20 protein-coding genes and 1 riboswitch are annotated in these 25,518 nt (G+C 41.4%); of the genes, 10 read left to right on the forward strand and 10 right to left on the reverse strand.

The window, feature by feature from the left end; all coding sequences use genetic code 11:
* Positions 1-220: 220 nt before the first annotated feature.
* From L2735_RS13420 to L2735_RS13445, 6 genes are all read right to left on the reverse strand, one after another.
* Positions 221-1,546, reverse strand: a complete 1,326-nt coding sequence (locus L2735_RS13420) for a hybrid-cluster NAD(P)-dependent oxidoreductase (RefSeq protein ID WP_248985191.1) — start codon at positions 1,544-1,546, stop codon at positions 221-223.
* Positions 1,547-1,647: 101 nt separating this feature from the next.
* A complete protein-coding gene (gene hcp, locus L2735_RS13425) occupies positions 1,648-3,306 on the reverse strand; it encodes a hydroxylamine reductase (RefSeq protein WP_248985192.1) in 1,659 nt (552 codons plus the stop codon).
* A 285-nt stretch (positions 3,307-3,591) separates the two neighbouring features.
* On the reverse strand, positions 3,592-5,175 hold the full coding sequence (locus L2735_RS13430; protein ID WP_248985193.1) for an FG-GAP repeat domain-containing protein: 1,584 nt from the start codon (positions 5,173-5,175) through the stop codon (positions 3,592-3,594).
* A gap of 174 nt (positions 5,176-5,349) precedes the next feature.
* Entirely contained in the window at positions 5,350-6,138 is a 789-nt protein-coding gene (locus L2735_RS13435; protein WP_346348138.1) for an EcsC family protein, read from the reverse strand.
* A gap of 131 nt (positions 6,139-6,269) precedes the next feature.
* Entirely contained in the window at positions 6,270-6,764 is a 495-nt protein-coding gene (locus L2735_RS13440) for a peptidylprolyl isomerase (RefSeq protein ID WP_248985195.1), read from the reverse strand.
* A gap of 128 nt (positions 6,765-6,892) precedes the next feature.
* The gene (locus L2735_RS13445; protein ID WP_248985196.1) at positions 6,893-8,239 is read right to left on the reverse strand and encodes a M20 metallopeptidase family protein; all 1,347 of its coding nucleotides are present in this window, start codon (positions 8,237-8,239) and stop codon (positions 6,893-6,895) included.
* 195 nt (positions 8,240-8,434) lie between these two features.
* Here L2735_RS13445 and L2735_RS13450 point away from each other — a divergent pair, with 195 nt between their 5' ends.
* The 3 genes from L2735_RS13450 to L2735_RS13460 all read left to right on the forward strand — a co-directional run bounded on the left by L2735_RS13450 (position 8,435) and on the right by L2735_RS13460 (position 11,527).
* Positions 8,435-8,881, forward strand: a complete 447-nt coding sequence (locus L2735_RS13450; protein WP_248985271.1) for a cold shock domain-containing protein — start codon at positions 8,435-8,437, stop codon at positions 8,879-8,881.
* Between the two features lie 83 nt (positions 8,882-8,964).
* The gene (locus tag L2735_RS13455) at positions 8,965-9,495 is read left to right on the forward strand and encodes a GNAT family N-acetyltransferase (protein ID WP_248985197.1); all 531 of its coding nucleotides are present in this window, start codon (positions 8,965-8,967) and stop codon (positions 9,493-9,495) included.
* Positions 9,496-9,697: 202 nt separating this feature from the next.
* The gene (locus L2735_RS13460) at positions 9,698-11,527 is read left to right on the forward strand and encodes a mechanosensitive ion channel family protein (RefSeq protein WP_248985198.1); all 1,830 of its coding nucleotides are present in this window, start codon (positions 9,698-9,700) and stop codon (positions 11,525-11,527) included.
* 96 nt (positions 11,528-11,623) lie between these two features.
* Here the strand turns inward: L2735_RS13460 and L2735_RS13465 are convergent, their stop codons facing one another.
* Positions 11,624-11,884, reverse strand: coding sequence for a DUF5062 family protein (locus L2735_RS13465; protein ID WP_248985199.1), 261 nt, complete (start codon positions 11,882-11,884; stop codon positions 11,624-11,626).
* A gap of 173 nt (positions 11,885-12,057) precedes the next feature.
* On the opposite strand from L2735_RS13465, the gene L2735_RS13470 reads away from it, so the two are divergent.
* The 4 genes from L2735_RS13470 (at position 12,058) to L2735_RS13485 (ending at position 18,506) form a co-directional block, all read left to right on the forward strand.
* On the forward strand, positions 12,058-13,197 hold the full coding sequence (locus tag L2735_RS13470) for a phosphotransferase (protein WP_248985200.1): 1,140 nt from the start codon (positions 12,058-12,060) through the stop codon (positions 13,195-13,197).
* 274 nt (positions 13,198-13,471) lie between these two features.
* Positions 13,472-16,729, forward strand: a complete 3,258-nt coding sequence (locus L2735_RS13475; RefSeq protein ID WP_248985201.1) for an nSTAND1 domain-containing NTPase — start codon at positions 13,472-13,474, stop codon at positions 16,727-16,729.
* 15 nt (positions 16,730-16,744) lie between these two features.
* Positions 16,745-17,125 carry a DP-EP family protein gene (locus L2735_RS13480; RefSeq protein WP_248985202.1) on the forward strand — a complete coding sequence of 127 codons (381 nt, stop codon included), beginning with the start codon at positions 16,745-16,747 and terminating at the stop codon, positions 17,123-17,125.
* Positions 17,126-17,267: 142 nt separating this feature from the next.
* Positions 17,268-18,506 carry a sensor domain-containing diguanylate cyclase gene (locus L2735_RS13485; RefSeq protein ID WP_248985203.1) on the forward strand — a complete coding sequence of 413 codons (1,239 nt, stop codon included), beginning with the start codon at positions 17,268-17,270 and terminating at the stop codon, positions 18,504-18,506.
* A gap of 202 nt (positions 18,507-18,708) precedes the next feature.
* Here the strand turns inward: L2735_RS13485 and L2735_RS13490 are convergent, their stop codons facing one another.
* On the reverse strand, positions 18,709-18,978 hold the full coding sequence (locus L2735_RS13490; protein ID WP_248985204.1) for a DUF6482 family protein: 270 nt from the start codon (positions 18,976-18,978) through the stop codon (positions 18,709-18,711).
* Positions 18,979-19,167: 189 nt separating this feature from the next.
* On the opposite strand from L2735_RS13490, the gene L2735_RS13495 reads away from it, so the two are divergent.
* Together L2735_RS13495 and L2735_RS13500 are read left to right on the forward strand one after the other, a co-directional pair.
* Complete coding sequence (locus L2735_RS13495; protein ID WP_248985205.1) at positions 19,168-19,545, forward strand: DUF805 domain-containing protein; 378 nt, start codon at positions 19,168-19,170, stop codon at positions 19,543-19,545.
* A gap of 340 nt (positions 19,546-19,885) precedes the next feature.
* Positions 19,886-20,014: riboswitch (glycine riboswitch) on the forward strand.
* A 431-nt stretch (positions 20,015-20,445) separates the two neighbouring features.
* Complete coding sequence (locus tag L2735_RS13500; protein ID WP_248985206.1) at positions 20,446-21,825, forward strand: alanine/glycine:cation symporter family protein; 1,380 nt, start codon at positions 20,446-20,448, stop codon at positions 21,823-21,825.
* 74 nt (positions 21,826-21,899) lie between these two features.
* Here the strand turns inward: L2735_RS13500 and L2735_RS13505 are convergent, their stop codons facing one another.
* The gene (locus L2735_RS13505; protein WP_428848315.1) at positions 21,900-22,631 is read right to left on the reverse strand and encodes a substrate-binding periplasmic protein; all 732 of its coding nucleotides are present in this window, start codon (positions 22,629-22,631) and stop codon (positions 21,900-21,902) included.
* Between the two features lie 373 nt (positions 22,632-23,004).
* Here L2735_RS13505 and L2735_RS13510 point away from each other — a divergent pair, with 373 nt between their 5' ends.
* Positions 23,005-24,495 (forward strand): BCCT family transporter, encoded by a 1,491-nt coding sequence (locus tag L2735_RS13510; RefSeq protein WP_248985208.1) that lies wholly within the window; start codon positions 23,005-23,007, stop codon positions 24,493-24,495.
* 65 nt (positions 24,496-24,560) lie between these two features.
* Here L2735_RS13510 and L2735_RS13515 read toward each other — a convergent pair whose 3' ends face one another.
* Positions 24,561-25,463, reverse strand: a complete 903-nt coding sequence (locus tag L2735_RS13515) for a cation efflux transmembrane domain-containing protein (protein WP_248985209.1) — start codon at positions 25,461-25,463, stop codon at positions 24,561-24,563.
* Positions 25,464-25,518 lie beyond the last annotated feature (55 nt).

The following is a 25,518-nucleotide window of genomic DNA, read 5'->3' on the forward strand; positions in this document are numbered from 1 at the left end:
AGAGACTTTGTGGTGTAGTTATTCTACATAAAAAGTCGATAACGCAGTAAAAATGGCCAACAAACGCTGCCCAAAGGGTTCGACTAAAAGTGTTTTACTCTTTGTTGGATGCATATTTTTAAAAAGAAGTGCTTAGATGACTAGGCATCAATCCATCCGCCTCAATTAAAACACTTTTATCTCGAACAAAATTTAACCAGCAAAGATCAACACGCCCTAGCTACATTTTTAAGGTCACATCTGAAGTGATTTTAGTTGAACAAGCCAATACATAACCCGCTACTATTTCATCTTCAGTCAGTGTCATTGTACTACTCGACTCTGTCGTTCCTGAGGTGACTTGGCATTTACACGCGCCACAAACACCGCTTCGACACGCTGCAATAATCGGTAAACCTTCAGACTCAATACCCTCTAATAAGGTTTGCTCAGCCGATAATGGAATATTTTTATCCGCGATTTTTAGCATGAACTGCGCACTGCTATTAGCATCACTACTTACTTTATTAATAACACTGCTAGTGTTAGCAGCGCCGCCAAAGCTTTCTTGATGGAAGTTAGCCATGTTAAAACCACTGGTCTCAATTAACGATTTAACGGCTGCCATGTAAGGTTCAGGTCCACAAACAAAGATGGTTCTTTGCTTAAAATCAGGAATTAACAACGCAAGTTTTCCAATATCAAAACGGCCTAACATTCTGCTGTCATTGCCAGTGTGGTTAACGCCTTCATTAAGCTCTGGAGCGGATTCCAGTAAATAATTCAGATTAAACTTAGCACTGCGATGCGCCATTGAACTTAAGCCATCAGCAAAGATGATGTCATCGTTACTGCGTGCACTGTGTACAAAGGCGATATCACTGCCGACTCTGGCATCTAGTAACCAGCGAGACATGGAATACATTGGCGTAATGCCACTACCAGCACTTAAAAATAAGTACTTCTCGGCAGGAATATCCACTAAATTGAATACCCCATCTGGGCCTAAAGCTGAGATTACATCGCCTTGATTTACCTGCTCTGCGACAAAGTTTGACACCTTGCCACCTTCAATTCGTTTAACCGTGACCACAATAGAGTAAGGTCGCGAAGGTGAAGAAGACATGGTGTAACTGCGATATACCATCTCTCCATCTATCTCTAACTTGAAGGTAATGAATTGCCCCGGTTTGTAATTAAATTTAACTGGGGTTAAACCCTGAAATCGAAAGCTCACTACATCATGGGTTTCGTGCCACTTTTCTACACAGCGAAGTTTGATGTCGCCGCGCTGCCAATCATCTGCACTGAGTAATGCTTTATCAACATCACTGACTTTTTCAGCTTGTGCGTCAAGTTTTGCTTCAGCATCTGTCACTGTTTTAGCTTCCGAGTTACTGGCCACATTTGCTAAAGCGCTGCTTTTTAGGGCACTAGACATTGAAAAAGTAGCTTTAGGCGCTTCTTTAGCCTTTTCAGCTGAAGTAGGTTGTACTGAAGCTGATTGTGCAGAAGCTGATTGTACTGAGGAGAGTGCTGCTGAAAATGAAAATCCAGATGAGCTCATAGGGCACCTTTCACGAAATCAAGAATTGAAATTGGACGTTTGAAACGAAGAAAATAAAACGGTGATATAAGCTCATCGCTTATATCACCATAAACAGCCTATTAAGCCGCTTTGATCATTGCTTTAAGATCTGATTCAACATCAGTGGTGTTACGAAGGCCGAACTGATCTTCTAACACTTTAGCGAGGTTTTCAGTTAAGAACGCTGGCGGTGTAGGACCAGTACGGATATTTTTAACGCCAAGTGAAAGTAACGTCAGTAATACCACAATCGCTTTCTGCTCAAACCAAGACAATACCAGGCTTAAAGGCAATTCGTTAATGTCACATTCAAAGATATCTTTTAATGCTAACGCTAATTGAATCGCTGAATACGCATCGTTACATTGGCCCACATCTAACAAACGTGGAATACCATTAATATCGCCAAACTCAAGTTTGTTGAATTTGTACTTACCGCAACCAAGGGTCAAGATAATAGTGTCATCAGGTACTGATTTAGCTAAGTCAGTAAAGTAGCTACGTTCAGATTTATCACCGTCACAACCGCCGATTAAGAAGAAGTGCTTAATTGAACCGTTTTTCACATTCTCAACTACTGTTGGCGCCGCTTCCATTAAGGCATTACGGGCAAAACCAATGGTGATCTTATGAGGGATTTCGTCGTAAGTGAACCCTTCAAGCTCAAGCGCTTTTTCAATCACTTCACTGAAGTCTTCGCCTTCAACGTGAGTGACACCAGGCCAACCAACGATACTACGTGTGAAAATACGATCTGAATATTCGCCAACATTTGGATCGATAATACAGTTAGATGTCATCACAACAGCGCCTGGGAAAGTGCCGAATTCACGTTGCTGATTCTGCCATGCACTGCCGTAGTTGCCCACAAGATGCGGGTACTTTTTAAATTCTGGGTAAGCTAATGCAGGTAGCATTTCGGCGTGGGTAAAGACGTTAATGCCCTTACCTTCAGTTTGTTTCAAGATAAGCTCAAGATCTTTCATGTCATGACCAGACACTAAAATCGCTTTACCTTTAACTGACTTGGTGTTCACTTCAGTCGGTTCAGGATGACCAAATGCACTGGTTTCACCGGCATCGAGCATTGCCATTACGCGGTAGTTTAGTTGGCCGATTTCCATCGCAGTGCCAAATAACTTATCGCCATCAACTGAATCTTCACCTAGGAATGACATGATTTGATGGAACTCACCAGCAACGTCTGCATCTGTTTGCTCTAATACGCGTGCATGCTCCATGTAAGCCGCTGCGCCCTTAAGGCCGTACAAACATAATAAGCGAAGGCCAAGAATATCTTCATGCACATCGCCACGGTTAGGCAGTGCCATTGGCGCTTGCTCTAACATTTCAGGTTTTGAAGCTGCAAGGTTTAGTACGCCTTGAGCGATAACCGCTTCAGGTTCAACACCTTTGTCTGCGCAAGCTTGCTCGTAAGCCGCTTTTAATTCGTTACGGTAATCTTGTGCTTGATAGGCATAGTCCATCAAACGTTCATCATCGAAGTTCACGTTAGTTAACGTGGCAAAGAAAGCTTTTGGCACAAAAGTATCAATTTCAGCGTTAATAATATCGAACTCACGCGCTTTAACTGCGTAGGCTGATACGCCTTGTAGCATATAGATAAGTAGATCTTGAAGATCCGAAGTCGACGCTAGCTTGCCACACATACCTTGTGAATAACTACAGCCATTGCCTGCAGGGGTTCTTACTGTTTGCTCACATTGAATACAGAACATTGCCTTTCTCCTGATGATGATTTCAATCATGCATTTAATTTACATGTTTAAGGTTAGTTTACGCTCATCATTAAAAAGCTAAACAGATTTTTACGATCTTTATCTGATAATTAGAAGCAGATCACTTTCAGCAAATGCTAATGTAATAGTGATTTTTAATAAAATGATGCTTATTCATAAGCTTAAATAATAGCCTCTTTATGCATAGGGTTAATGGCAAAACGGCACAAAAAAGCCAACCCGAAGGTTGGCTTAAAAGTAGAGCACTTAAATGCTAGCTAGATGCTAATTAGCAATTAATACACTAAAACGACGTTGTAGGCTTTCAGGGTCTTGTCTGCCAAACTTAAGCAATAGATCATCTTTGCCATCAGTATTAATGTCTATTGCTGACAACATTGCGCCTTCTACCGGAATTGCCATTTGCCATTCTTCAGCGCGCTTTTTAAAAGGCACTGTGCCCGCCTGACCGTAATATATATTCAGCTCTTCATTATCATCGGATAACAGTAACTCTTTATAACCGTCACCATTGATGTCGGCTAATGCCACTACCGGCTCGCCACTCTGACCAGATGTTAAACTAAAGCTGAGTTCCACTTCTTTGCTCACATTGGCTTTGTCAGCAAAAACACTGGCGTCATTCATTTTAAAAACGTGCACGTCTTGATCAATACTGCCAGACAGTAATGCGCTGACAATTTGAGTCACTCCAATATCAAACCCAGCCACAATCACTTCATCGACATTATCATTATCAAGATCTTCAAAGCGTAAGCCAGTTAAGGTGCCATCGGCTTTTATGATGGTGTTGGCTTCACGGGGGAAGACTAACTTGCCATTGTTGTTAATGCCTAAGTAAATTTCATAGTCATTGACTCTATCAAGTACGCCTGAGCTTTTAGTGTACCTCACCACAAGATCGCTAATGCCATCGCCATTTACATCGCCAATGCGCTCTACTTTTCGGTACAGCAAATCACTTTGATCCAAGTTTTCGCCATAGGCATCTCGCTTGTTCCACCAATCCACGCCACTTATCGGCTGGCTCACCGAGATAAACTCAGCAATCGACGAAAACTGACCATCTTCAAGCTGATGGTAAACTTCTAATGATCCCTCACCCACTTTGATAATATCGTCACGATTATCAAAGTTCATATCACTATGATAAAGCTTGGCATGGCTGTATTCAGCGCCGTTATTTTTAAGCTCTACCACAGGTAATAACGGCAATGACTGCTGAATAAACTCACCGTCAGCACTGCCTAAAAGCACTGCTGTTTCTCTAAAGTCACTGATCAAAATATCCGCTATATCATCATTATTAATATCGACGACAAAATTGCCTCGAGAAATAAAATCAGCTTGAGCCGTCACCGAAATAGATTGAATATCTGCCACTTTCTTTAGCATACCCACCTGGTTAGTCTTGCTTCCAACCTGGGTTTGCTCACTATCGCCTTTCGAAGCTGAGTAAAGCAGTAGAGAATCGTCAGTGACAAAAAACAATTGCTGGATCGCAGAGGTATTGGTTGATTCTAATTCGTTAATATCAAAGCTATAGATATCTTTTGAAAGTAATAACTTATCCTGTAAAACAAGCTTTTCATTATCAAAGCCGTAAATCGCTAACCAGCGATCGTGATTATCGTCAACACCAACCGCAATTAACTCATTACCTTGTTGCTCAAGAATATTGGCACTGATAATCCCTTGAGTCAGCTCAAAGTCAGCGTCGATATGATGAGTGGTAAATTGCGGAGTAAATGAGGTTTCAGCAGCACTGGCTTGAAAGTTAACGGCCAATAATAGCCCTGTGCAACTTGCCAAAAAGGTATTCAAACTGGCTCGATTAAATAAATTCATCCTGAAATCGTATCCTTAGATTCTTATATTACATCAACATTATTGATTGCTTATGTAATTAAGATAGCGAGGATTGATGAAAGTTCACACAGTTTAATTGTTACGAGTTACTTTTACGAATGTGGAAGAGACAAGTGGAAGACATAAGTAGACGATTAAAATTAAATAAGCCGCTTAGGTTAACAGTAATCCATCGTAAGCTAAGCGAACGGTTTCTTCACCGTAATGGCGTTCAAGTCGGCGTACAATAAAGTGCCCTCTGGCCATGTCTTGAAAGTGATCGATAAATAAAGTGTTAATGATCGCACCACCTGCTGCGCCAATGGCAGGAACCGCCTGAGCAGCCATTTTTTGGGTGACTTGCACACCAAAGCGCTCGGCAATAACCGCCACCAGCTTAACCATCACAGGGCCAGCCTCTTTGCTTAAGCCTTTGGTTGCTATGTATTCAGCCGCTTCTGCAATGCTATTCGCCAGCACAGTGCGCACGGCAAAGTAACCTTTCTCAGCTTGATCATCCGCCGCTGACTCACCGCCTAATGCAAACACCTCTAAGCAGGCCATTTGGGTTTGGATATCATTAAGCTGCTCGCCTTCACTGCGGGCGACATCTGCAATCGATCGCAGCATGATGGTAGTGGATACAGGTAACTCAATGGCTAACGCTGATAAGCCAAAGAATCCACCGACACCACCGCTCACAGCAACACCTAATTTATGCCAGCGATCAGACGAACTACCAACATAACCGTCTTTCATGGTAAACAAAGCGGCATCAAATGCTTTCATTAACGCCATTTGAGTGACTTTACCAATCCCACCACTGACACTAGCAGGCAGCAAAGAAAATCCTTTCTCAATTGGCGAGCCAATAAAATCAGTCATTTTTGCAGCAAGGCCTGGATTTTCAAGCAATTGCTTGGCCTGAGTTAGCTGTAACATATCTGCTTGAGTAAGACTCACATTGGCTCCTTTGACTGATTGGATTGATTGGATTGATTGGATTGATGAAAGGAGTCGATAAAGGGACTTGTTCATTATCAACCGCTACTTGCTAACTGCCATTTTTCACTTCCAGCATCTATTCGTACCAGCTATTCAGAAATAGTCACTTTTTCAATCACTATGGCAGTTTTAGGTACGTCATCGTGACCTGCAATAGTGGCAGTTTTGGCTTTTTCAATTTCTTTAACGACTTCAATGCCAGTAACCACTTTGCCAAATACCGCATAACCCCAACCATTGTTAGTGGTTGCAGTGTGGTCAAGGAAGGTATTGTCACCCACATTAATAAAAAACTGGCCAGTGGCTGAGTGCGGCGCATCAGTTCTTGCCATTGCAATGGTACCTAATACATTGCTTAAGCCACGATTCGCTTCATTGACAATTGGGTCACGTGTCGGCTTTTCTTTCATCTTGGCAGTAAAGCCGCCACCTTGGATCATAAAACCTTTAATCACTCGATGAAAAATCGTGTGCTCATAAAAGCCATCTTTACAGTACTGTAAGAAATTTTTTGAGCTGACAGGCGCTTTCTCCATATCTAACTCAATGCAAATATCGCCAAGGTTTGTAGTAAACGTAATCATAATTGTAAATACCTGATTTTTTAATGCTTAGTGAGCGACTGATGCAGGCTCAACATGGCTTAATTTGATGCTCATTATACCTGTTCAGAACGTCTAAAGTGACGCGTCGATAGTCATAAATACAAATACTATTGATTAAATAAGTCCATCGCAGTGCGCGTCATCGCTCGTACACCTGTCCTGATCGTTAACGGGTAATCTGGCGCAAATTTGCTTGAATGCAGCGAAGGTAATGCTTCACCACTATCAAGGCTTGCTTGATATTGCTCAGGGTTAACCCCTCCTAACCAAAATAGTGTGATAGGAATATTTTGCTCCGTACGACCATATAAACCAAAATCTTCTCCGGCCATTACAGGCGGTGCTATCACCACATTATTCTTACCTAACTCGGTTTCGATACTGGCTTGCACCTTGGCTGCAAGTTGCGGTTCGTTATAGGTCGATGGGATCGTTTCGTCTTGGTGCACGTATACTTCAGGCATTAATTCATCAGGTAAACCTGCACTTATCGCAATACCTTTAGTAATGCGTTTAATAGCGGCAATTTGTTGTTCACGCACTTCAGGATTATAAGAGCGTAATGTCAACTGTAACTTCACTTCATTAGAAATAATATTATGCTTTGAGCCACCATGAATAGAACCCACAGTCACTACGTTCGGTTCAAGTGGTGAGACTTCACGGCTTGGAATGGTTTGTAGTGCCAGCACTGTTCTTGCAGCAATAACCACAGGATCGATCGTAAGATGAGGGTAAGCGCCATGGCCGCCCTTACCTTTAATAGTAATATCCACTGAGTCCACATTCGCTAAGGCATAACCGCTGACGACACCGACTTTACCCGCTGGAATCCCCGCATTCACATGTAAACCAATCACACTATCAGGGGTTGGAAACTTGCTAAACAAGCCTTCTTTAATCATCGCTTTAGCGCCACCGCCAACTTCTTCAGCAGGTTGTGCCACCATCATCAAGGTGCCTTTCCAATCAGACTTATGTTTAATCAGCTGCTCAGCCGCCCCAATAAAGCTGGTCATATGGATATCATGGCCACAGCCATGCATTATCCCGACGGTATTATTATGCTCATCCACTGTCGTGACTTTCGATGCGTATGACTTACCCGTTTGCTCAATAATCGGTAAACCATCGATATCAGCGCGGATCATCACCACTGGCCCAGCACCATTTTTAAAAATGCCAACAACGCCGTAACCGCCAAAGTTGTCTGTCACCTCAAAACCAAGCTGGGTTAACTCTTTTGCCATTCGCGCGCTGGTGTTTTTTTCTTGATACGACAATTCAGGATTTTGATGTAAGTGAGTATAAAGCTGCTCAAGTTTTGGCATTGACTTCATCACTGATGCATCAAGGTTTTCAGCATGCAGCGATGTACTGCTTATTGCCGCAACTAAAGCCAGTGTTATTGATAATGACGCGGGTATAGCAGCAAAGCGTGCTGGTAATTTCATGTTATATTCCTTGTAATCAGCTAAAAAACTCAGCCGCTGATAAAAACAATTTATTATGTACTGTTAATAACCTAGCATAAGCAATCAACTTCATAATGCTCTGATATTAACCTAGCATAGGGCAGTCAATTTTATAATGTGTTTTAAAGCAGGTTACAGCTTTAATAAAAAGTGGTAAGAGGAAAAATATAAGTGATGATGGAAACAGGTCAATTAGTTCGCTGGAATGGTAGTAAAGGTTTTGGGTTTATAGAACCTGATGCAGGTGGCAAAGACGTGTTTATTCATATCTCAACCCTTAAACATATGGCAAGAAAGCCCATTGTTGGCGATCAAATTGAGTTTACCCAAGAACAGCAAGCTGACGGTAAAGTAAAAGCCATCAAGGCAAATATTGCAGGTGTGGATATTAAGATTAAGTCAAATAATTCAAACCGAGCTAATGGCAACCAAAAATCGTCTCAACATAGGTCCGCTAAAAATAAAGGCCCGATAAAAATGCACAAGGCGACCACGGCTTCAGGCATCATGAGCCGAATTATTATCATTTTAATTATCATTGCTATCGGCCGTTTTGCTTATCAGGCCTACTACGACATTAGTAATGCATCAGGTTCGAGTACTGAAATTGGTCGCTTGTAATCATTAGTACTGTAAATATTATTACTGTAATAACTAGAACAGAAAAACGATCGCCAATTTAGCATCGGAGAATAAGGATATTAATGAAAGTCATCACCGAAACAGAGCGCCTTATCATTCGTGAATTTAATCTTGGCGATGCCCAAGCTGTGCTTGAGTTTAATTCAGAAGAAGTCACCCGCTACACAGGCGATGCTGGTTCATGCAATACCATTAACGATACTGAAAATATTATCCGAGAGATTTGGTTAACCGAATATAAAAAGTTCGGATTTGCTCGCTGGGCAGTGGTACTAAAAGCGACGAATCAAGTGATTGGGTTTTGTGGTTTCAAAAATGATTCACGGATAAATGCTATCGATATTGGCTATCGATTACACCAAGACTTTTGGGGAAAGGGTTATGCCACAGAGTCCAACCTTGCCTGTATTGAATATGCTAAAAAGCATATGCATATAGACATTGTTTATGGCGAAGTGGTGAACCTCAATTTGGGTTCGATAAAGATCATTGAAAAGCTCGGCATGACCTTTATCAGAGAATATCATGATGAAGGTTTTACTATTTTACGCTACGCCATCTCGTTAAAAGGCAACGCTTTGCCTAAAACTTAAATAGTCAACAAGACTTATCATTCCACCGTAATGTAATAGCTAAATTAACCTCTCAAGCCATTTTATTAAATAATCACACGGACTCGCATGTAACTAACGACAAGTAACTTTGTGAAATTTATGATAAATCGTGCTAGCAGTCTGCTGTTAAAACACATATATTTGATGGTGTTTCAGGACTTCTTTTAGGGATAAATTCATTATGCTGCACACTTGGCGTTGGCTATTTTCGATTGTATTACTCATTTCAATCAATTGTGTGTCATTTACTGCTCTTGCTGCCGACGATATTAACGTCAAAAAACTCGCTGAAGCGGAAAAGCGCAGTGAAGCAATTGCAGAAGCCCAAGGCGGGCTCTTACTGGCCCGTGATGGTGAAACGCCCTTATCGACATTAATTGCCATTGGCCAAGCCATAGAGGAAAGTGACTGGCAAACTGCCGCAGAATTTGTCGATTTACGTTACCTACCTAAAGGCATCAACGCTGAAGATGGCCCTGATCTGCTCCGTAAACTCGCCATTTTATGGAACAAACAAAACATCATTGATTTGTCACAAGTGAGCGACCAACCCCAAGGCCATGTTAATGACAAACTACCTAGCTATCGCGACTTACTGGGGGTATTAGAAACCAGCACAGGCCCAGTACCAGTTTACATGCAGCATGTCCCAGATGGTAAAGGCGGCAAAATCTGGAAAATATCTAATGCTACTGTCGCCAAAATTCCCGAGTTATGGGACGAATACGGTTACAGCCCGCAAATAGAAACACTTGCCAATTTCTTACCTGATTTTAAAGCTTTTCACATGGAAAATTGGCAGCTGCTGATTTTCAGTTTAAGCATCTTATTCGGCTGGATTGGTACCGGCCTTATCAGCCTTGCGGCCATAAGTATTGCCAAGCACTTTGAGCCTAAAATTGCTGGGCTAACCCGATTTTGTGGTCGTAGCTTACGTTGGTTTTTATACTTCTCTATGCTGCAATATGTGGCGCTTGCCCTTGGTTTATCTGTTCGTGCCCGCGTATGGTTTGATAACAGCACCCTACTTTATCTCGCCAACACCATTTTAATTATCGGTTTAGTCGAGCTTTACGCGGCCTATAAATCTAAACAACTTCACGACCAAGATAAAAGCTACAGTGTCGCACTGCTAAGACCTATGGTTGCCATTCTTAAAATCGTCATCGTGGTGGTCATTGCATTAATGTGGTTTGAAAGTTCAGGCTATAACATGGCAACAATTCTAACTGGATTAGGTGTTGGTAGTTTAGCGATAGCATTAGCAGCGCAAAAACCATTAGAGAATGTATTTGGTGCGCTGACGTTATACGCCGCAAGGCCAATTAAACCTGGGGACTTTTGTCGCTTTGGCGCGACCTTGGGAGTGGTTGAAGAGATAGGTTTGCGTTCGACTCGAATTCGAAAGCTCGATCGCACCGTAGTGCACATTCCTAACTCAGTTTTTTCTTCTCAAGAATTAGAAAATTTCTCGGTAATCGATCGCCGCCGCTATAAGCATGATTTACGCATCAGCCTCGACACCAGTAAAGAACAGCTGCAAATGTTATTGATGGAGCTACGTAAACTACTGTTATCACATCCAAGAGTACTAGAAGTAGCGCAGCGAGCACGATTCTTAGCCATTGAGCGTGATGCGTTTGTCGTCAACGTGAATGCTTATATTGATACTGGTGATATTAACGAATACTTTGGTATCGCAGAAGATTTAAACTTCCACTTACTCAACATCATGAAGCAACTGGACATTCAAATTGCTCCAGTAGGTCAAAGTGTTGTGCTGCAAAATGCCACCCCACCCGATCTGGAAGTGCAGCAACGCGCCGAGCAAACCATACGTCAACTCATTGATGAAGATGAATTGCCGTTTCCTAATTACAGTGAAGATACCCGCGAAGCCTTTAAAGACAGCGTATCGTATCCACCCATTGGCAGCGTGACTAAGCCTAAAGATGTGCTTAAATCACCAGAAGAGTTAGCTGAGGACGCTGAAGTAGAAGCAAAATCTTAAGCAGGTTTTGTTGAATAAATTTGTTGAATAAATTTGTTGAATAAAATCATAAAAAACCAAGCAAATGCTTGGCTTTTTATATTGAATCATCACAACTTAGTTCAATAGCGGATGCTCAGGCGGTAATTGCTTCGAGATCCACAAAACCAACTTATGCTTACGATTAGGGCCGTCATCTTTATCTTCCGCTAATCCTTGGATCAAGCCGTCTTGTACCAGTAAACGATAAATACACTCCACTTTATCCTTTGGAGAAATACCTTCGCCAAAATTCTTAAAACCTCTTTTTCTTGCATAAGCTTCACCAATTTCCATGGCAAGTTTTAGCAATTTTGTATCATTTTTTCCTGGTTTCATTCTGAGCTCCAACGGGGTTCAATGTTTTCAAATTACGCTAATTGGTTTAAAACTCAATGGCTTTCCCGCCAGACTTGAGAACTATTTCACTTATTAGTGAGTTAGCCATACAATTTACCCAGTGCTGCACCTTTATCAGCATGTTAAAGATGAAATTGAGATAACTGATACCAATGAATACTGATGCCTTTGAAGTTAACCCACAACTGCTTGAGCAAATTAAGCGGCAAACTCGTGCCACTGACATTACTCACGTCGAACTAATCCAATCACTTTGGAGTGGTTACGGAGAATTATTCAGAGCTCACTTATCAGGTTCAACCTATCACAGCGTCATTGTTAAACACATCAACTTACCTGTGATGGATTCAAACGATAACACTGCTGCTCAATCACACCCTAAAGGTTGGAATACAGCCCTTTCTCATCAGCGCAAGATAAAATCATATCAAGTAGAGTTTCATTGGTATCAAGATTACGCCAACCAATGTAGCCAAGATAATCGGGTACCTAAATGTTTATACCTTGAACAAAACGGCGATGACTGTTTATTGATTCTTGAGGACTTAGCCACTGTTGGTTTTAGCAAAGTGCTCACCCGTGCTGATGATGTCGCTATTAAAGCTTGCCTTAAATGGCTGGGGCAGTTTCATGGCCAATTCTTATTCCAAAACTCTGCTACAAAACCTCAACAGCAGCAAACTGACAGCATAAATCAGACCAGTAACAAAAACAGTAACCAGAGCAGCAACAAGAGCAGAAAAGTAAGTAACCACTTACACACTAAGCTCTGGCAACAAGGTACTTATTGGCACCTTGATACCCGCCCTGACGAACTAGCAGCTCTCGAAGATTCACGCCTCAAAGCCGCAGCACAACAAATAGATGCAGCGCTCAGTAATGCTCCATTTCAAACCTTAGTCCATGGTGATGCCAAGCTAGCTAATTTTTGCTTTACCGAAAACCATCAACAAGCAGCTGCGGTAGATTTTCAATATGTTGGTCAAGGCTGCGGTATGAAAGATGTGGCATTATTGCTGAGCAGCGTGATGAATTTTTCAGAAGGTGAAGCGCAAATTACACAATGGCTTGATTATTACTTTAACGAGTTAATGAATAGCACCAAGCACCATCACCCCCACATTTGTACAGATAAATTAGTGCAAACATGGCGGCCATTATATTCAATCGCTTGGGCCGACTTTCAGCGGTTTGTAAAAGGCTGGAGCCCCAACCACTTTAAGATTAACCCATATACCGAAGCGTTAACTGCTAAGGCACTGGAGCAGCTTAAGGGCAAACAGTGGCTGTAAGACAATAATTAAAAGATACGCTTAAGTATTTCTACAACAGCAAGGGAATACTCTTTACTTAAGCGACTATATCGCTGACAACAAACCTCCAACAGCTGATCACTCTCGAGCTCTTTTTTACATCCCCAATTAGTCTGTTTTTACTTCCTTTTACACTTTGAGTGGTTACAAACTAACCATAAATTGGTATAAGTAAATACTAATAAAACGCAATCGCGATTAGCTGTTACCGAATGCATGAAGCATAACACTGGGTTTTCAATGGAATGTGATAATGAAAAACGAGATTTTTTTCTTTGGTGAATGGCAGGTTGATCCCAATAGCAATAGCGTAAACCTTGGTAAAAAAACAAAACAGCTTGAACCTAAAGCTATGGATGTATTGGTTTTATTATGCCGACGAAGCGGTGAAGTACTCAGCGCAGACGATATCGTCAATCACTGTTGGCCTGATACCGATATTGGCGATAACCCACTGCACAAAATCATCAATCAATTACGCCGAGCATTCGAAGATAAAGCCACATCACCACGTTATATTGAAACCATTCGTAAGCGGGGCTACCGCACCCTCGCCGATGTTAATTTTCCCATAGGTCATGAAACTGCTGCAGCTCATCAGCAGTGGAATGCTGGCTCACCTTTCCCTGGTCTTCAGGCCTACTCAGAAGACTTTTATGAGGTCTTTTTTGGCCGCAGTAAACAAATTAGCGTGCTACTTGAGCGTATTAGCCAGCAAGTTAAATTCGGTCGTGGTTTTTGTTTATTACTCGGCCCGAGCGGCAGTGGAAAATCATCGTTAATCAATGCAGGTATTATTCCTAATCTTACCGTAGGTTCAGGGTATAACGGGGTGCATGTAGTCGCTTACAGCAGCCTAGACTTTGCCGACGTCGCTAAATCACAACTCTTTATCGAACTTGCAGGAGCGATGCTCGATTGGGAAGTTAATGACCAACCAGTGTTTGACGGCGACAGTGCGGATTCGCTATCCCACCGACTCATTACAGAACCACAAGTAATTGTTCATCAATGCAAGCAAGCCATTAAAGCTAATCGTCAACTTCACACTCATTTTGCCTTGTTTATCGATCGTCTAGAAGTGTTATTGTCTTCACCGCTTTTTACCCATGAACAGCGTTCTGCTTTTGTTAGCATACTCGAACAACTCGCCAATTCTGGCTGTATTATTGTATTAAGTGCTTGTCGTAATGAGTTCTACCCATTACTTGTTGGCTACCCTAGTTTAATGACAGGAAAGGGCCAAGGGGCGCATTTTGATCTATCGCCACCGACTCGTAGCGAATTGCTGCAAATGATCCGTTTGCCTGCTATTGCGGCTAATTTAACTTGGACTAGCGATCCTGATACTGCAACACCTTTAGATGAAATTCTCTGCGCAGAAGCCGCCAGTAACCCCGACGCACTGCCGATGCTGCAATACATGCTGCAAGCACTTTATTTAAAGCGCAGTAAAGACAACCAATTGCTGTTTAGCGTGTATCAAGAGTTAGGCGGCATTGAAGGGGCGATTGGCAAAAATGCCGAAGATGCTATTGCTGAGCTAAGCCCCCAGCAAAAAGCCAGTCTGCCCCATGTATTTTCACTGCTAGTGACGCTAAGGGAAGACGAGTCATCAATCACTAGTCGCACTGCGCGCTGGGCACAGCTTCACACTAAAGAAGAACGCACCCTGACTCAGGCGATGATTAACAGTCGCTTGTTCGTGTCCAATCTGCAAAACGGCGAACCCTGCTTCAGCATTGCCCACGAAGCGCTACTGCGCCGCTGGCCAAGGGCAACCTCATGGATAGCTGAGCATAACCAAAGTTTGCGAATTAAAAGCAGACTCCATCATTTATCCACCCGCTGGTTACAAGAAAACAAAAACCATGCTTACTTGCTGGCTGACGGTAAACCACTCAGAGAAGCCAAGTCACTCAAAAACAATCCCTTGTTCGAGCTTGAGCCTGAAGAAATTGAATTAATTACTGCATCGAGTAAGCACGAAAAAATCAAACGCTGGCAAAAAACCTTCACCATTTCGTTACTCTTTTTCCTCACGATCACCTCGATTTTAGCCAGCGTTAAAAGCTTCGAAGCTGAGAGGATGGCCCAACAAAAAAGGCAAGCAGCGGAAGACCTTCTCGGCTTTATGGTCGGTGATTTCGCAGACAAAATGCGTGGCATTGGTCGCATGGATTTACTGGATGGTATCAACAATAAAGCACTGGAATATTTCAGTGACGCTTCGAACCCAAGCGATACTAACTTAAGCTTTGAAGCCCGTTTTCAACACGGACAAACCTTAGAAGCCATGGGTGAAGTCGCCTACTCACGGGGTAAAACTATCGAAGCAAAAGAAGCCTTATTAGCTTCTAGAGAAAAGCTCACCGCATTATTAATTGAACAACCTGAACATTTCGAACTACTTAAAACCTTAGGGGCAAATGCGTTCTGGTTAGGACAGTTGGACTACGATCAAAGTGATTGGCAAGCAGCTAAATCATGGTTTGAACAATACTTAGCATACAGCCAGACCATGTATCGCTTAGCGCCAGATGATCATGAAGCTCTAATGGAGCTTTCCTATGCATATAATTCGCTAGGTTCAATCTCAAGTAAGCAACAAAAATTTGATATGGCCAAAAGCTCTTTTGAGCAATCCTTAGCATTAAAGCAAAAAGCTTTGTCAGCAAAACCTAATAATGCTCAACTGATGGCAGATATTGCAGATACCCGCTCTTGGCTCGCAAATGCCGTAATAGCACAAGGAGATGTAAATAACGCTATTAGATTACACGAAAAACTGCAGTTGGAGCTATTGAGCTCATCTACTGAACTAACCCCTTATGCGCTTGATCGATTATTTTCTAGCTATCAAATACATTCCAATTTATTACGTTATCAAAATCAACGGCAACAAGCTTTCGAGATCACTCAATTAGGGCTCGCTGCGATTAATAAAGCATTAACTCAGGATCCTCTAAATGAGCAATGGCAAATAGACCAATTTAATTCAATGTTTAGGTTACTAGAGGTGGTGGATGAGCAAAGTAAAAAAATTCTTAATTATGATATTGATTCTTTAGCATTATCACTAATAGATAATAAGTCATTAAAAAACTCATCTAAAAAGCAATTCCTATGGGCGAAATATTACCTTTCATCTGCAAGGTACTTTTTCAATCACAACCAATATAGTAAAAGTAATGAATATGCTGTAATCGCTGAAGATTTATTCTATGACATTGCTAATAGGCATACCCAAAATGTCACTTATAAAGCATTACTGTCTTCTAGCCAGTTACTTATTTATTCAAATTCAGCTTCTGTTAACCCCAAAATAGCTAAAACCTCTCTCTGTACTGAGACGAAATATAGATTAGAGGTCGTAACAGAAACAAACAGAAGTCCTATATTCACGATACCTTACCTTAAAGCATTGCAATGCTTAGGAGAGTTACCTACAGAATCTCAACTAATTAATACTGTTGTTCAAGCTGGAATAAACCTTACAAATGTTCACTAAACGAATGGAGTCATCATGTTAAATATCACAGGCAAGGCCACCTTTATCACTGTAACCGTCACAATTGATAAAAATGAAGTACCGACATTTTCATACAGTAATGAAACTGGATCTGTAGAAGTTTCTGGCGAAAGTACCATTACCTATTTATTAGATGACCTTACAGACAAAGGATTAAAATTTGTTGGCGCAGCCTTTGAAACCCCTTTTGATGGCGTAGTTGATGCCGTCACTACGAGTAATGATGGTCAAATAATTCAGTTAATGGACTTGGATAAAGTAGTCGGCACCACCAAGTTTCAATTCGTGTTAACTAACACGGATAACTCCTTACTTCTCCTTAGTGAGGACCCTCAAGTCATTAACAAGGGGCAAGGCAGTGTAGAAAATTGTTAATGGTGAAGAATTTAAAAATAATTAATTCAACATCTTAAATCGGAAGGTTAGCGAAAGGTTGTAGTAAACAGAGTTCGATAGAGTAATCACTAGAAAACGCAATCACTGCGGCGATATTAACTTTCTAGTAAGGATACTCGTTATGTTAGAACTCACTTCCACTGCTGAGAATCAATTAACCCAAATTTCTCAAGTGAATATGGACATGTTCATTGGCGGCACTAAGACGGGCAATAACAATTGCCAATTTGGCGTCAATGAACTTCCTCAGAGTACTAACTCTTTAAAACTTGAACCACAATTTTTATCAAACAATTTAGCCAATCACACTATCAGTAATCGCACTATTAGTAATCAGGCTTTTAGTAATCACACTACCGTCCATACTAATACTAATAACAGTGCTAATACCGGTGCGAATAAGGCTGATAGCAATCAAGTCAATACAGATGTTAACGCTATAGAAACTAAACTCGGTGGTAACGCCCTCAGCTCATTATCCACTTTAGTTGAACACATGATGGAAGTGATGATTGTTGTCGATGAGTTTGGCAATATTCAAATGGCAAATCGACACGCTGTTTCCTTACTGCTTGATTGTGATAAAAGCTCAGCAAACTCTTTAATTGGTCAGCGCTGGCAGTCTTATTTGTGTGAACCGCAAAAGTCGCACTATCAACAAATGATCCTTGAATCTAGATTAGAGCCCAGACCGCTGAATCACTTACCTAATGAAACGACACTTAACATGTCAAATGGCCAAACTATTGATGTGGAAATGTCTGTCACCCATTTTCCGATGTCTGAGCCTTTATTTGGCATCATCATCAGAGATTTAAGTAAGTATCGCGCTGAGTATCAGCAGCTATATAAATGGGCATCGACCGACTGCTTAACTAACTTGTCTAACCGCCGTGTATTTGATGCAGACTTAAAGCACCATTGGAAAACATGCATTGAACAAGGCGATCCAATCAGTGTGCTTATTATCGATATTGATCATTTTAAAAATTTCAATGATAACCATGGTCATGTGATGGGCGACCGCTGTTTACAAAAAATTGCTGCAGCCATACAGGCTTCATTACCCAACGAAGATTGCACAGCAGCTAGGTACGGTGGTGAAGAATTTGCGTTAGTCATGCCAAATTGTGACAACTCAGAGGTACAAGCCACCGCTCAGGTTATTCAGCAAAATATTAATGCTTTGACCTATATGGATATAGGCCTAGATATATCGGTATCAGTGAGTGTGAGTCAGGGACATGCCAGTGAAATAAATGGTCAATTCAGGACTGCTAACGCGCTACTTTGCGCTGCAGATACGGCGCTTTATCGTGCTAAAGCTGATGGGAGAAACCGAATTAATACCTGCTGTTAACCTGATGGTCATTTGTTTGATTGATAATGACCATTTTGTACTTGTCAGTAGATGAAGGATTTTCAATAGTTCCTCCATTCACCATGGGTTGAATAATTTTAATTCAATGGCTTTGGCCCATGGTGCTTTTACTTCATACAAGCACATACTCAAAATAATAAAGGCTTTAAAAAATAGCTTTGTATAAAGCCTATAAAAGTCACTACAGAGAAATAACCTGCTGATAATTCCCGCTATGCTCTAAGCCGCACATTTCATCATAAGCTGTTTGATACTCAAGATTCGCCACCGAGTAGTCATGACTTTTTAGCAGTGCTTTCGCTTCAACAATTGAATGTACGCATTCTCCTGCAGCTTCACCATTGAGCCCAGCAAAATTATCATTGGCATCAGTCAGCCCAACTAAGTAATGGGTTGCATCAGCAATTCCAATAATCGTTGCCATATGTCCAGATTGATTAACATTATCCATTTCTAAGCACCTTTTAACTGATTCTTTGATTGCAGATAAAATGTACTACGATAGATATTCGTAAACGGTTCAATACCCGCAACCATGTAGAGTGAACTCATAGAAAGAAAATAATAGATATATCGGCATAATTGGTTCACATTAAGTATATAAACTTAATTTAAATAAACAGGTTAATAAGAGGACATCATGGATTGGTATATCAAGGTACTGAAGAATTACATTAACTTTAAAGATCGCGCTCGTCGTAAAGAATACTGGTTCTTCGTTTTATTCAATGTGATTGCTGGGATTGTCTTAGGGATAGTGGACAACATGACCGGCACATTGAACCAAGAAACGGGTTACGGTCTATTAAGCGGCATATATTCATTATTAGTCTTTTTGCCTGCGCTAGGGGTCAGTGTACGTCGCTTACATGATACTGATAGAAGCGGATGGTGGATTTTAATCGCATTAATCCCAATTGTCGGTGCACTGATATTATTGTACTTCTTTGTCTCAGACAGTCAGGACGAAACCAACCGGTTTGGGCCTAACCCAAAAGGAAATGAAGTCGAAATTTAATTGCCATTAAAGCCGTGCTGATAAAGTTATCTGTAACTTTTTTCGCACGGCTTTTTTATGCAGTTATTCCCGTCTGGCTAAATTTAGCGCAACTAACTTACTCGCTATAAAACTGTGATCTACACCTCTTGAGTCATCTCATCATATCCCGCATGCTAACTGCCCTTTTTGAGGAATGAATCCTGTTATAAACAGGCGTTTTCAAAAAGATCCGTTCGGATGAAGGTAGCAGGAGAGTGGGGAATAACCCCACACCGACGAGGCAACTTTATCTGCCGCTAATGTTAGCAAGCAGTTAAAGCACTCTTTCAGGTGCCACTTTGTGGTGAGGACTGTTACTGGACGAGCCTCTGGAGAGACTGTAAGCAAAAGCGGTTCGTTAGCATTTGTCATTACAGCGCCGAAGGCGAAAGTGAGGCTGACTTTTCAGTCACGCGAAACGCTCAGGCAAAAGGACAGAGGAGAGGATGACTGTATTCATTTATGGTCACTGTCGTTTTTGCTGTGCCTGATATTTGCCTTTTTGATTTCTGTCAAAAAGGTTAATGCTGTGCTCTCTCCTGCCTCAGTACCACTGATCAGCCATATCTTTTCCTCCTCCATATAAGGGCCTGTTGCTCTTTCAAGGTTGTTTTTGCTGCGAATTGTTGACCATTTATACAAGGCAGAGACTTTGTAGTGTAGTTATTCTACATAAAACGTCGATAACGCAGTAAAAATGGTCAACAAACGTTGCCCGAAGGGTTCGGCTAAAAACGTTTTACTCTTTGTTAGATGAATTTTGCTTAGATGACTAGGCATCAATCCATCCGTCTCAATTAAAACGCTTTTAACTCGAACAAAATTCAACCAGCAAAGATCAATAGGCCCTTATTAGTTGTTTAATATTCGAGGAACACCATGAATTTTCATACACTTTTAGCTGATATCAATGGCATTGTTTGGGGTCCTATTACCCTTTGCTTGCTGGTTGGTACAGGTCTTTATCTCACTATCCGCCTTAAACTTTTGCAAGTTTTCCAGCTGCCGTTTGCTCTCAGTTTGTTATTTAAACCCGCGACTGGTAAAGGCGATTTATCATCATTTGCCGCCTTATGTACTGCACTTTCAGCAACCATCGGTACGGGTAATATTGTCGGTGTTGCCACCGCCATTAAAATTGGTGGCCCAGGGGCTTTATTTTGGATGTGGCTAGCAGCTTTTTTTGGCATGGCAACTAAATATGCCGAATGTATGCTGGCGGTAAAATATCGCACCACAGATGCCAAAGGCAATATTGCTGGCGGCCCAATGTATTACATTGAACGTGGCTTAGGCCTTAAATGGTTAGCCAAAATCTTTGCTGTATTTGGGGTCGGTGTGGCCTTTTTTGGAATTGGTACCTTTGCCCAAGTTAATGCTATTAGCGATGCCATGACCATTGCCTTTAACGTGCCAACCTGGGTCACTGCGTTAATCCTTACAACTATCGTTGCAGCAGTTACGCTAGGCGGGGTAAAACGTATTGCTAACGTTGCCCAAAAGCTGGTTCCGACTATGGCTCTAGGTTATGTACTTGCGTGTATTTGGATTTTATTTAGCTTTTCAGAGCAAATCATACCTGCACTTGAATTAGTGGTTCATTCGGCATTTACACCCATTTCTGCTGCAGGTGGTTTTTTAGGGGCGACCGTTGCTCAGGCGATTCAAATTGGTATTGCCCGCGGCGTGTTTTCAAATGAGTCCGGCTTAGGCAGTGCACCGATTGCTGCCGCTGCAGCTAAAACCAATGAGCCCGTCGAGCAGGGCTTAGTCAGCATGACAGGCACCTTTTTCGACACTATTTTAATTTGTACCATGACAGGTTTGGTGTTGATTATTACTGGAGTGTGGGATGGTGATACAGCAGGCGCTGCAATGACCAGTGCTGCATTTGCTTCTGGTGGCTCAGTGATTGTTGGTCAATACATTGTGACAATTGCACTAGTCTGTTTTGCCTTTACCACTATTTTAGGCTGGCATTATTATGGCGAGCGTTGCTGGAATTACCTCACAGGTCAGCGTTTAGGCGATAAAGGGATTAAGGTATACCAGCTGACATTTTTAAGCTTAATTGCAGTGGGCGCCTTTATTCAGTTGGATTTAATATGGATGTTGGCTGATACCGTTAACGGCCTTATGGCTATTCCTAACCTTATTGCGCTTATCGGCTTAAGACATGTGATTTTAACGGAAACCAATCATTATTTTGATAAGAAAAAACAGCAGCTATCTCAACCACAGGCGTTCAAATCTAATTAAGGTCAATAATCGCTAATTTGTTAAGAGAGCTTATCTCTCAATCTTATTAAAAGTTAGCGGGTAATATCAGCTGACTATTGCGGATGTTGCGGATATTGCTGATACTGCTCATCTTTAGTGTATTTATCGACAATCCCTTGAATGATGCCATCGCTTTTAAGCTGAGCGATGGCATCATTGATTTTTGGCATCATCTCACTATGCTCTTTTCTGAGCCGCATCACTAACACTCCACTTGAATGAACTGCAGCAAGCGCAATAGGCATCTTTAATTGTTTTGCCCAATATAATGCTGGTAAATCCCCTGATATCGCAGCTTTAACGCGATCTTTATGTAAGGCTTTAATTAATTGTTTCTCTGAGGCAAAGTCCACCCGAGTAAACACATTATCATCATGATAAAGGTAGCCTCGCACCGTACCGATAGGCTCGCCAGTTATTTTATTAACATCTGCCCATTGTTTTTGGTTTTCCTCGAGTGTGATGATATTTTCTTGAATGGATAATATCGGTGATGACTGAATAAATTCTTGGCCCATCTCCCCTTCAGGAAACCAACTTGGACTAACAAAATCAAAATCTAACAAGCCAGTTTTTAAGGCTTGATTGGTCCGTCTTGGTGGGTAGTTATGCTTTTCGATTTCAATGTTAGCTGTAGATAAAATTAGCGGAACTAGCTCACCTAAAATACCCGAATTACCAGCTGCATCAGGAATATAATAAGGTACCCAACTACTTGAGCCATTAACGTTGTATTTAAGCGCTGTTGCCAATAAGTTCGAGGAGTACAACAATACAAATGCCATTGCGGCAATCAATTTGATTTTGCTCAATAATTATCTCCACCACAGCACAAAAATAAAAACTAACTAATCATTTTTTATCTTATCAATGATTTACACTAAAACAATTTACCAACATAGTTAAGTTATTATTCGCCTGCCATTGTAAAAACATCATCCTTTATTACGATAAATTAATTTTAATAAGCCCAGTTACCCTCTCCCATATATCAGTTAACCCCTTTCAGCATCAGCATTCACAAACTTTAGCACCTTCATGCTTTAGCACTACCAAATTTAGCAAAAGCTAAATCAATTAATTGCACTTTAAACTGCTAGTAATTTACGTCATAGTGAAAAATCTGAATACAGACTCGAATAATGGATATCGACAAGCTTGAAATCGCCTAATATCAGCCAGACACAGCAACAAGAAACCTCTACTAATCAGAAGCTAATGACGCCCAAATTAGGCTTTTATTTGCCTGTCATCATTATCGCGGGGTTACTGCTGGCCTTCCCCCATAAGACCCTTAGGGTGTTTAGTGCTTTCACCCAGTTTTTTTTAGAAAATTTTGACTCGCAATTTATTCAACTTTCGTCACTCTTGCTGTTACTGGCAATAGTGATTGCTATTAGCCCCATAGGAAAAATGATTATTGGTGGCCATGAAGCTAAAACTGAGTTCAGTTTTGCAAGCTGGATTGCCATGTTATTTACCGCTGGCATGGGATCAGGGCTAATATTTTGGGGAGTAGCAGAACCGGTTTATCATTTCGTCAATCCACCCGCTTTTTTGCAAGATGACTTTTCATCAGTACCGGGCGCTCTAGCGATTACTTACTTTCACTGGGGTTTACATGCTTGGGCCATTTACGCCATGGCGGGATTAGTCATGGCTTGGTTTGCTTACAATCGAAATCGCAGCTTACGTATCAGTGCCAGTTTTAGTGCTGAAAAACCTAAATGGTTAAGCATGTTAGATTTACTGGCGGTAATCGCTATTGTGTTTGGTATGGCTGGCACATTCGCTAATACCGTGGCCTTGATTCAAACTGGCGTAGAACAATCAATGGGCCTTAATATTGGTAGCCAATTATTCAGAATTGGTTTGATTGTGATTATTGCCATGCTGTTTACCCTATCTTCAATCGCTGGGCTCAATAAAGGCATTAAACGTTTAAGTCAGTTCAACAGCTTATTTATGATTGTCATGCTTGTGGCGGTAATTTTGTTAGTTGATCCATTTAATAGTTTGAGCTTAATGGCGCAATCAACGCTGGAATATATCAAGCTGTTACCTTCCGTCTCACTTGGTGCTGGAGAACCCGCTAAATGGAGCCAAGGTTGGAGTGTAATCTACCTAATATGGTGGATTGCATGGGCGCCGTTTGTCGGCCCTTTTATTGCCAGAATTAGCAAAGGTAGAAGCGTCAGACAGTTTTTAAGCTGCACAATATTACTGCCAACTCTAGCATCCATTTTATGGTTTTCAGGCTTTGCTGGTAGTGTGTTGACGCAACCTTTTGCCAATGAAGTGATGGCTGCAGTGAATCAAGAATACACCTTAGGATTGTTCAGCTTTTTTGCTCAATTACCTTTAGGTATGTTGTTCTCAATCGCTGCACTATTACTGCTAGTGACCTTTATTATCACCAGCGCCGACTCATCAATTTACATCACCAGTATGCTTACTGGCAGCGAAAGCCAAGTGGCTAAACTGCTTTGGAGCGCTGTATTGGTGGCCATCACCATTGCACTCGTGACCATTAATGATGTGGATTTAAATAAGCAAATCGCCATTGTTGGCGCGATCCCTTTTACCTTAGTGATGTGCTTTCAAATCGTATTTTGGCTAAAGGATGTATTAATCACCAAGAATCACTAAGCCCTAGAACTAAAAAAGCCTGATGAGTGCATCAGGCTTTCATTGATAGCAGTTAACTTAAGCGGTTATTTCGCTTCGGTCACGATATCTAAATTCAGTTTTACATCCAATGACAGACGGGCAAGATTCTTATTCAAAATTAATCGCACCTTATGTAAATCCGGTAGTAACTGGTGTGATTTTGTAGGGTTAACATTAATATTAACCATTAACTCTGGGCCTACTTTAGCAATACCCGTTAGTTTCAACTCTTGTGGACTTGAACCATTCGCTTCTGAGACGCTTTCATGTACCAAAGAACAAATTTCCTGACTCGGTTTCATCATCAATAATTCTCTGAACGCGCCAGTTAACATCATCAATGGCACTTTAATAAAGTATGCGCCGATAAGTAGCATCATCACTGAGTCAGCGTATACAGCATAAGCATGCCAAGGCGTATAGGTTAAGATCAAGCCCGCAATTAAGCCCGCACATACAGCGCCACTGACAACGGTATCCATTTTCCACAATTTGATTTCGGCAATAAATAATCCAGACCGTTTTGGCTCGTTTTGTTTAACTAAAAACCACCACACAGCCAAACAACCGAACAAGTTAACAAAACCAAATACAGCAGCAAATGACATATCGATTTCTCGGCCACCACTTAAAAAGACATTAAGCGCTGAGGATAAACTAAAGCCTAATAACATGAGAATGACGGCAGCTTTAATGGCCACAACAATTGGCTCAATAATGGCTTTACCAAAGGCGAACTGAGAACGAGAAGACCCCCCCATATAATTTGAAGCAGCTAGCGATAACATGGTGAGAAGTAAACCAATTAACGAGTAACCACCGTCAAATAATATGACAATCGAACCACTCATTAACCCCACTACAACCCCCATAACTGCAAATGTTAACGCAGCCAAAGCGGAAATAATAAGTAATTGTTTATCATCTATTTTATTTTGTTCACACATTCATTATCACCACTAAAAACCTGTGATAATTATTGCTGCACTCGGCTATTTTCTC

The sequence above is a fragment of the Shewanella olleyana genome (assembly GCF_023283825.1).
Classification (GTDB): domain Bacteria; phylum Pseudomonadota; class Gammaproteobacteria; order Enterobacterales; family Shewanellaceae; genus Shewanella; species Shewanella olleyana.

Coding starts and splice junctions, on each gene's coding strand:
- L2735_RS13420 (WP_248985191.1), bottom strand. CDS start 1,546: ATGAGCTCATCTGGATTTTCATTTTCAGCAGCACTCTCCTCAGTACAA.
- hcp (WP_248985192.1), bottom strand. CDS start 3,306: ATGTTCTGTATTCAATGTGAGCAAACAGTAAGAACCCCTGCAGGCAAT.
- L2735_RS13430 (WP_248985193.1), bottom strand. CDS start 5,175: ATGAATTTATTTAATCGAGCCAGTTTGAATACCTTTTTGGCAAGTTGC.
- L2735_RS13440 (WP_248985195.1), bottom strand. CDS start 6,764: ATGATTACGTTTACTACAAACCTTGGCGATATTTGCATTGAGTTAGAT.
- L2735_RS13445 (WP_248985196.1), bottom strand. CDS start 8,239: ATGAAATTACCAGCACGCTTTGCTGCTATACCCGCGTCATTATCAATA.
- L2735_RS13450 (WP_248985271.1), top strand. CDS start 8,435: ATGATGGAAACAGGTCAATTAGTTCGCTGGAATGGTAGTAAAGGTTTT.
- L2735_RS13455 (WP_248985197.1), top strand. CDS start 8,965: ATGAAAGTCATCACCGAAACAGAGCGCCTTATCATTCGTGAATTTAAT.
- L2735_RS13460 (WP_248985198.1), top strand. CDS start 9,698: ATGCTGCACACTTGGCGTTGGCTATTTTCGATTGTATTACTCATTTCA.
- L2735_RS13465 (WP_248985199.1), bottom strand. CDS start 11,884: ATGAAACCAGGAAAAAATGATACAAAATTGCTAAAACTTGCCATGGAA.
- L2735_RS13470 (WP_248985200.1), top strand. CDS start 12,058: ATGAATACTGATGCCTTTGAAGTTAACCCACAACTGCTTGAGCAAATT.
- L2735_RS13475 (WP_248985201.1), top strand. CDS start 13,472: ATGAAAAACGAGATTTTTTTCTTTGGTGAATGGCAGGTTGATCCCAAT.
- L2735_RS13480 (WP_248985202.1), top strand. CDS start 16,745: ATGTTAAATATCACAGGCAAGGCCACCTTTATCACTGTAACCGTCACA.
- L2735_RS13485 (WP_248985203.1), top strand. CDS start 17,268: ATGTTAGAACTCACTTCCACTGCTGAGAATCAATTAACCCAAATTTCT.
- L2735_RS13490 (WP_248985204.1), bottom strand. CDS start 18,978: ATGGATAATGTTAATCAATCTGGACATATGGCAACGATTATTGGAATT.
- L2735_RS13495 (WP_248985205.1), top strand. CDS start 19,168: ATGGATTGGTATATCAAGGTACTGAAGAATTACATTAACTTTAAAGAT.
- L2735_RS13500 (WP_248985206.1), top strand. CDS start 20,446: ATGAATTTTCATACACTTTTAGCTGATATCAATGGCATTGTTTGGGGT.
- L2735_RS13505 (WP_428848315.1), bottom strand. CDS start 22,631: ATGGCATTTGTATTGTTGTACTCCTCGAACTTATTGGCAACAGCGCTT.
- L2735_RS13515 (WP_248985209.1), bottom strand. CDS start 25,463: ATGTGTGAACAAAATAAAATAGATGATAAACAATTACTTATTATTTCC.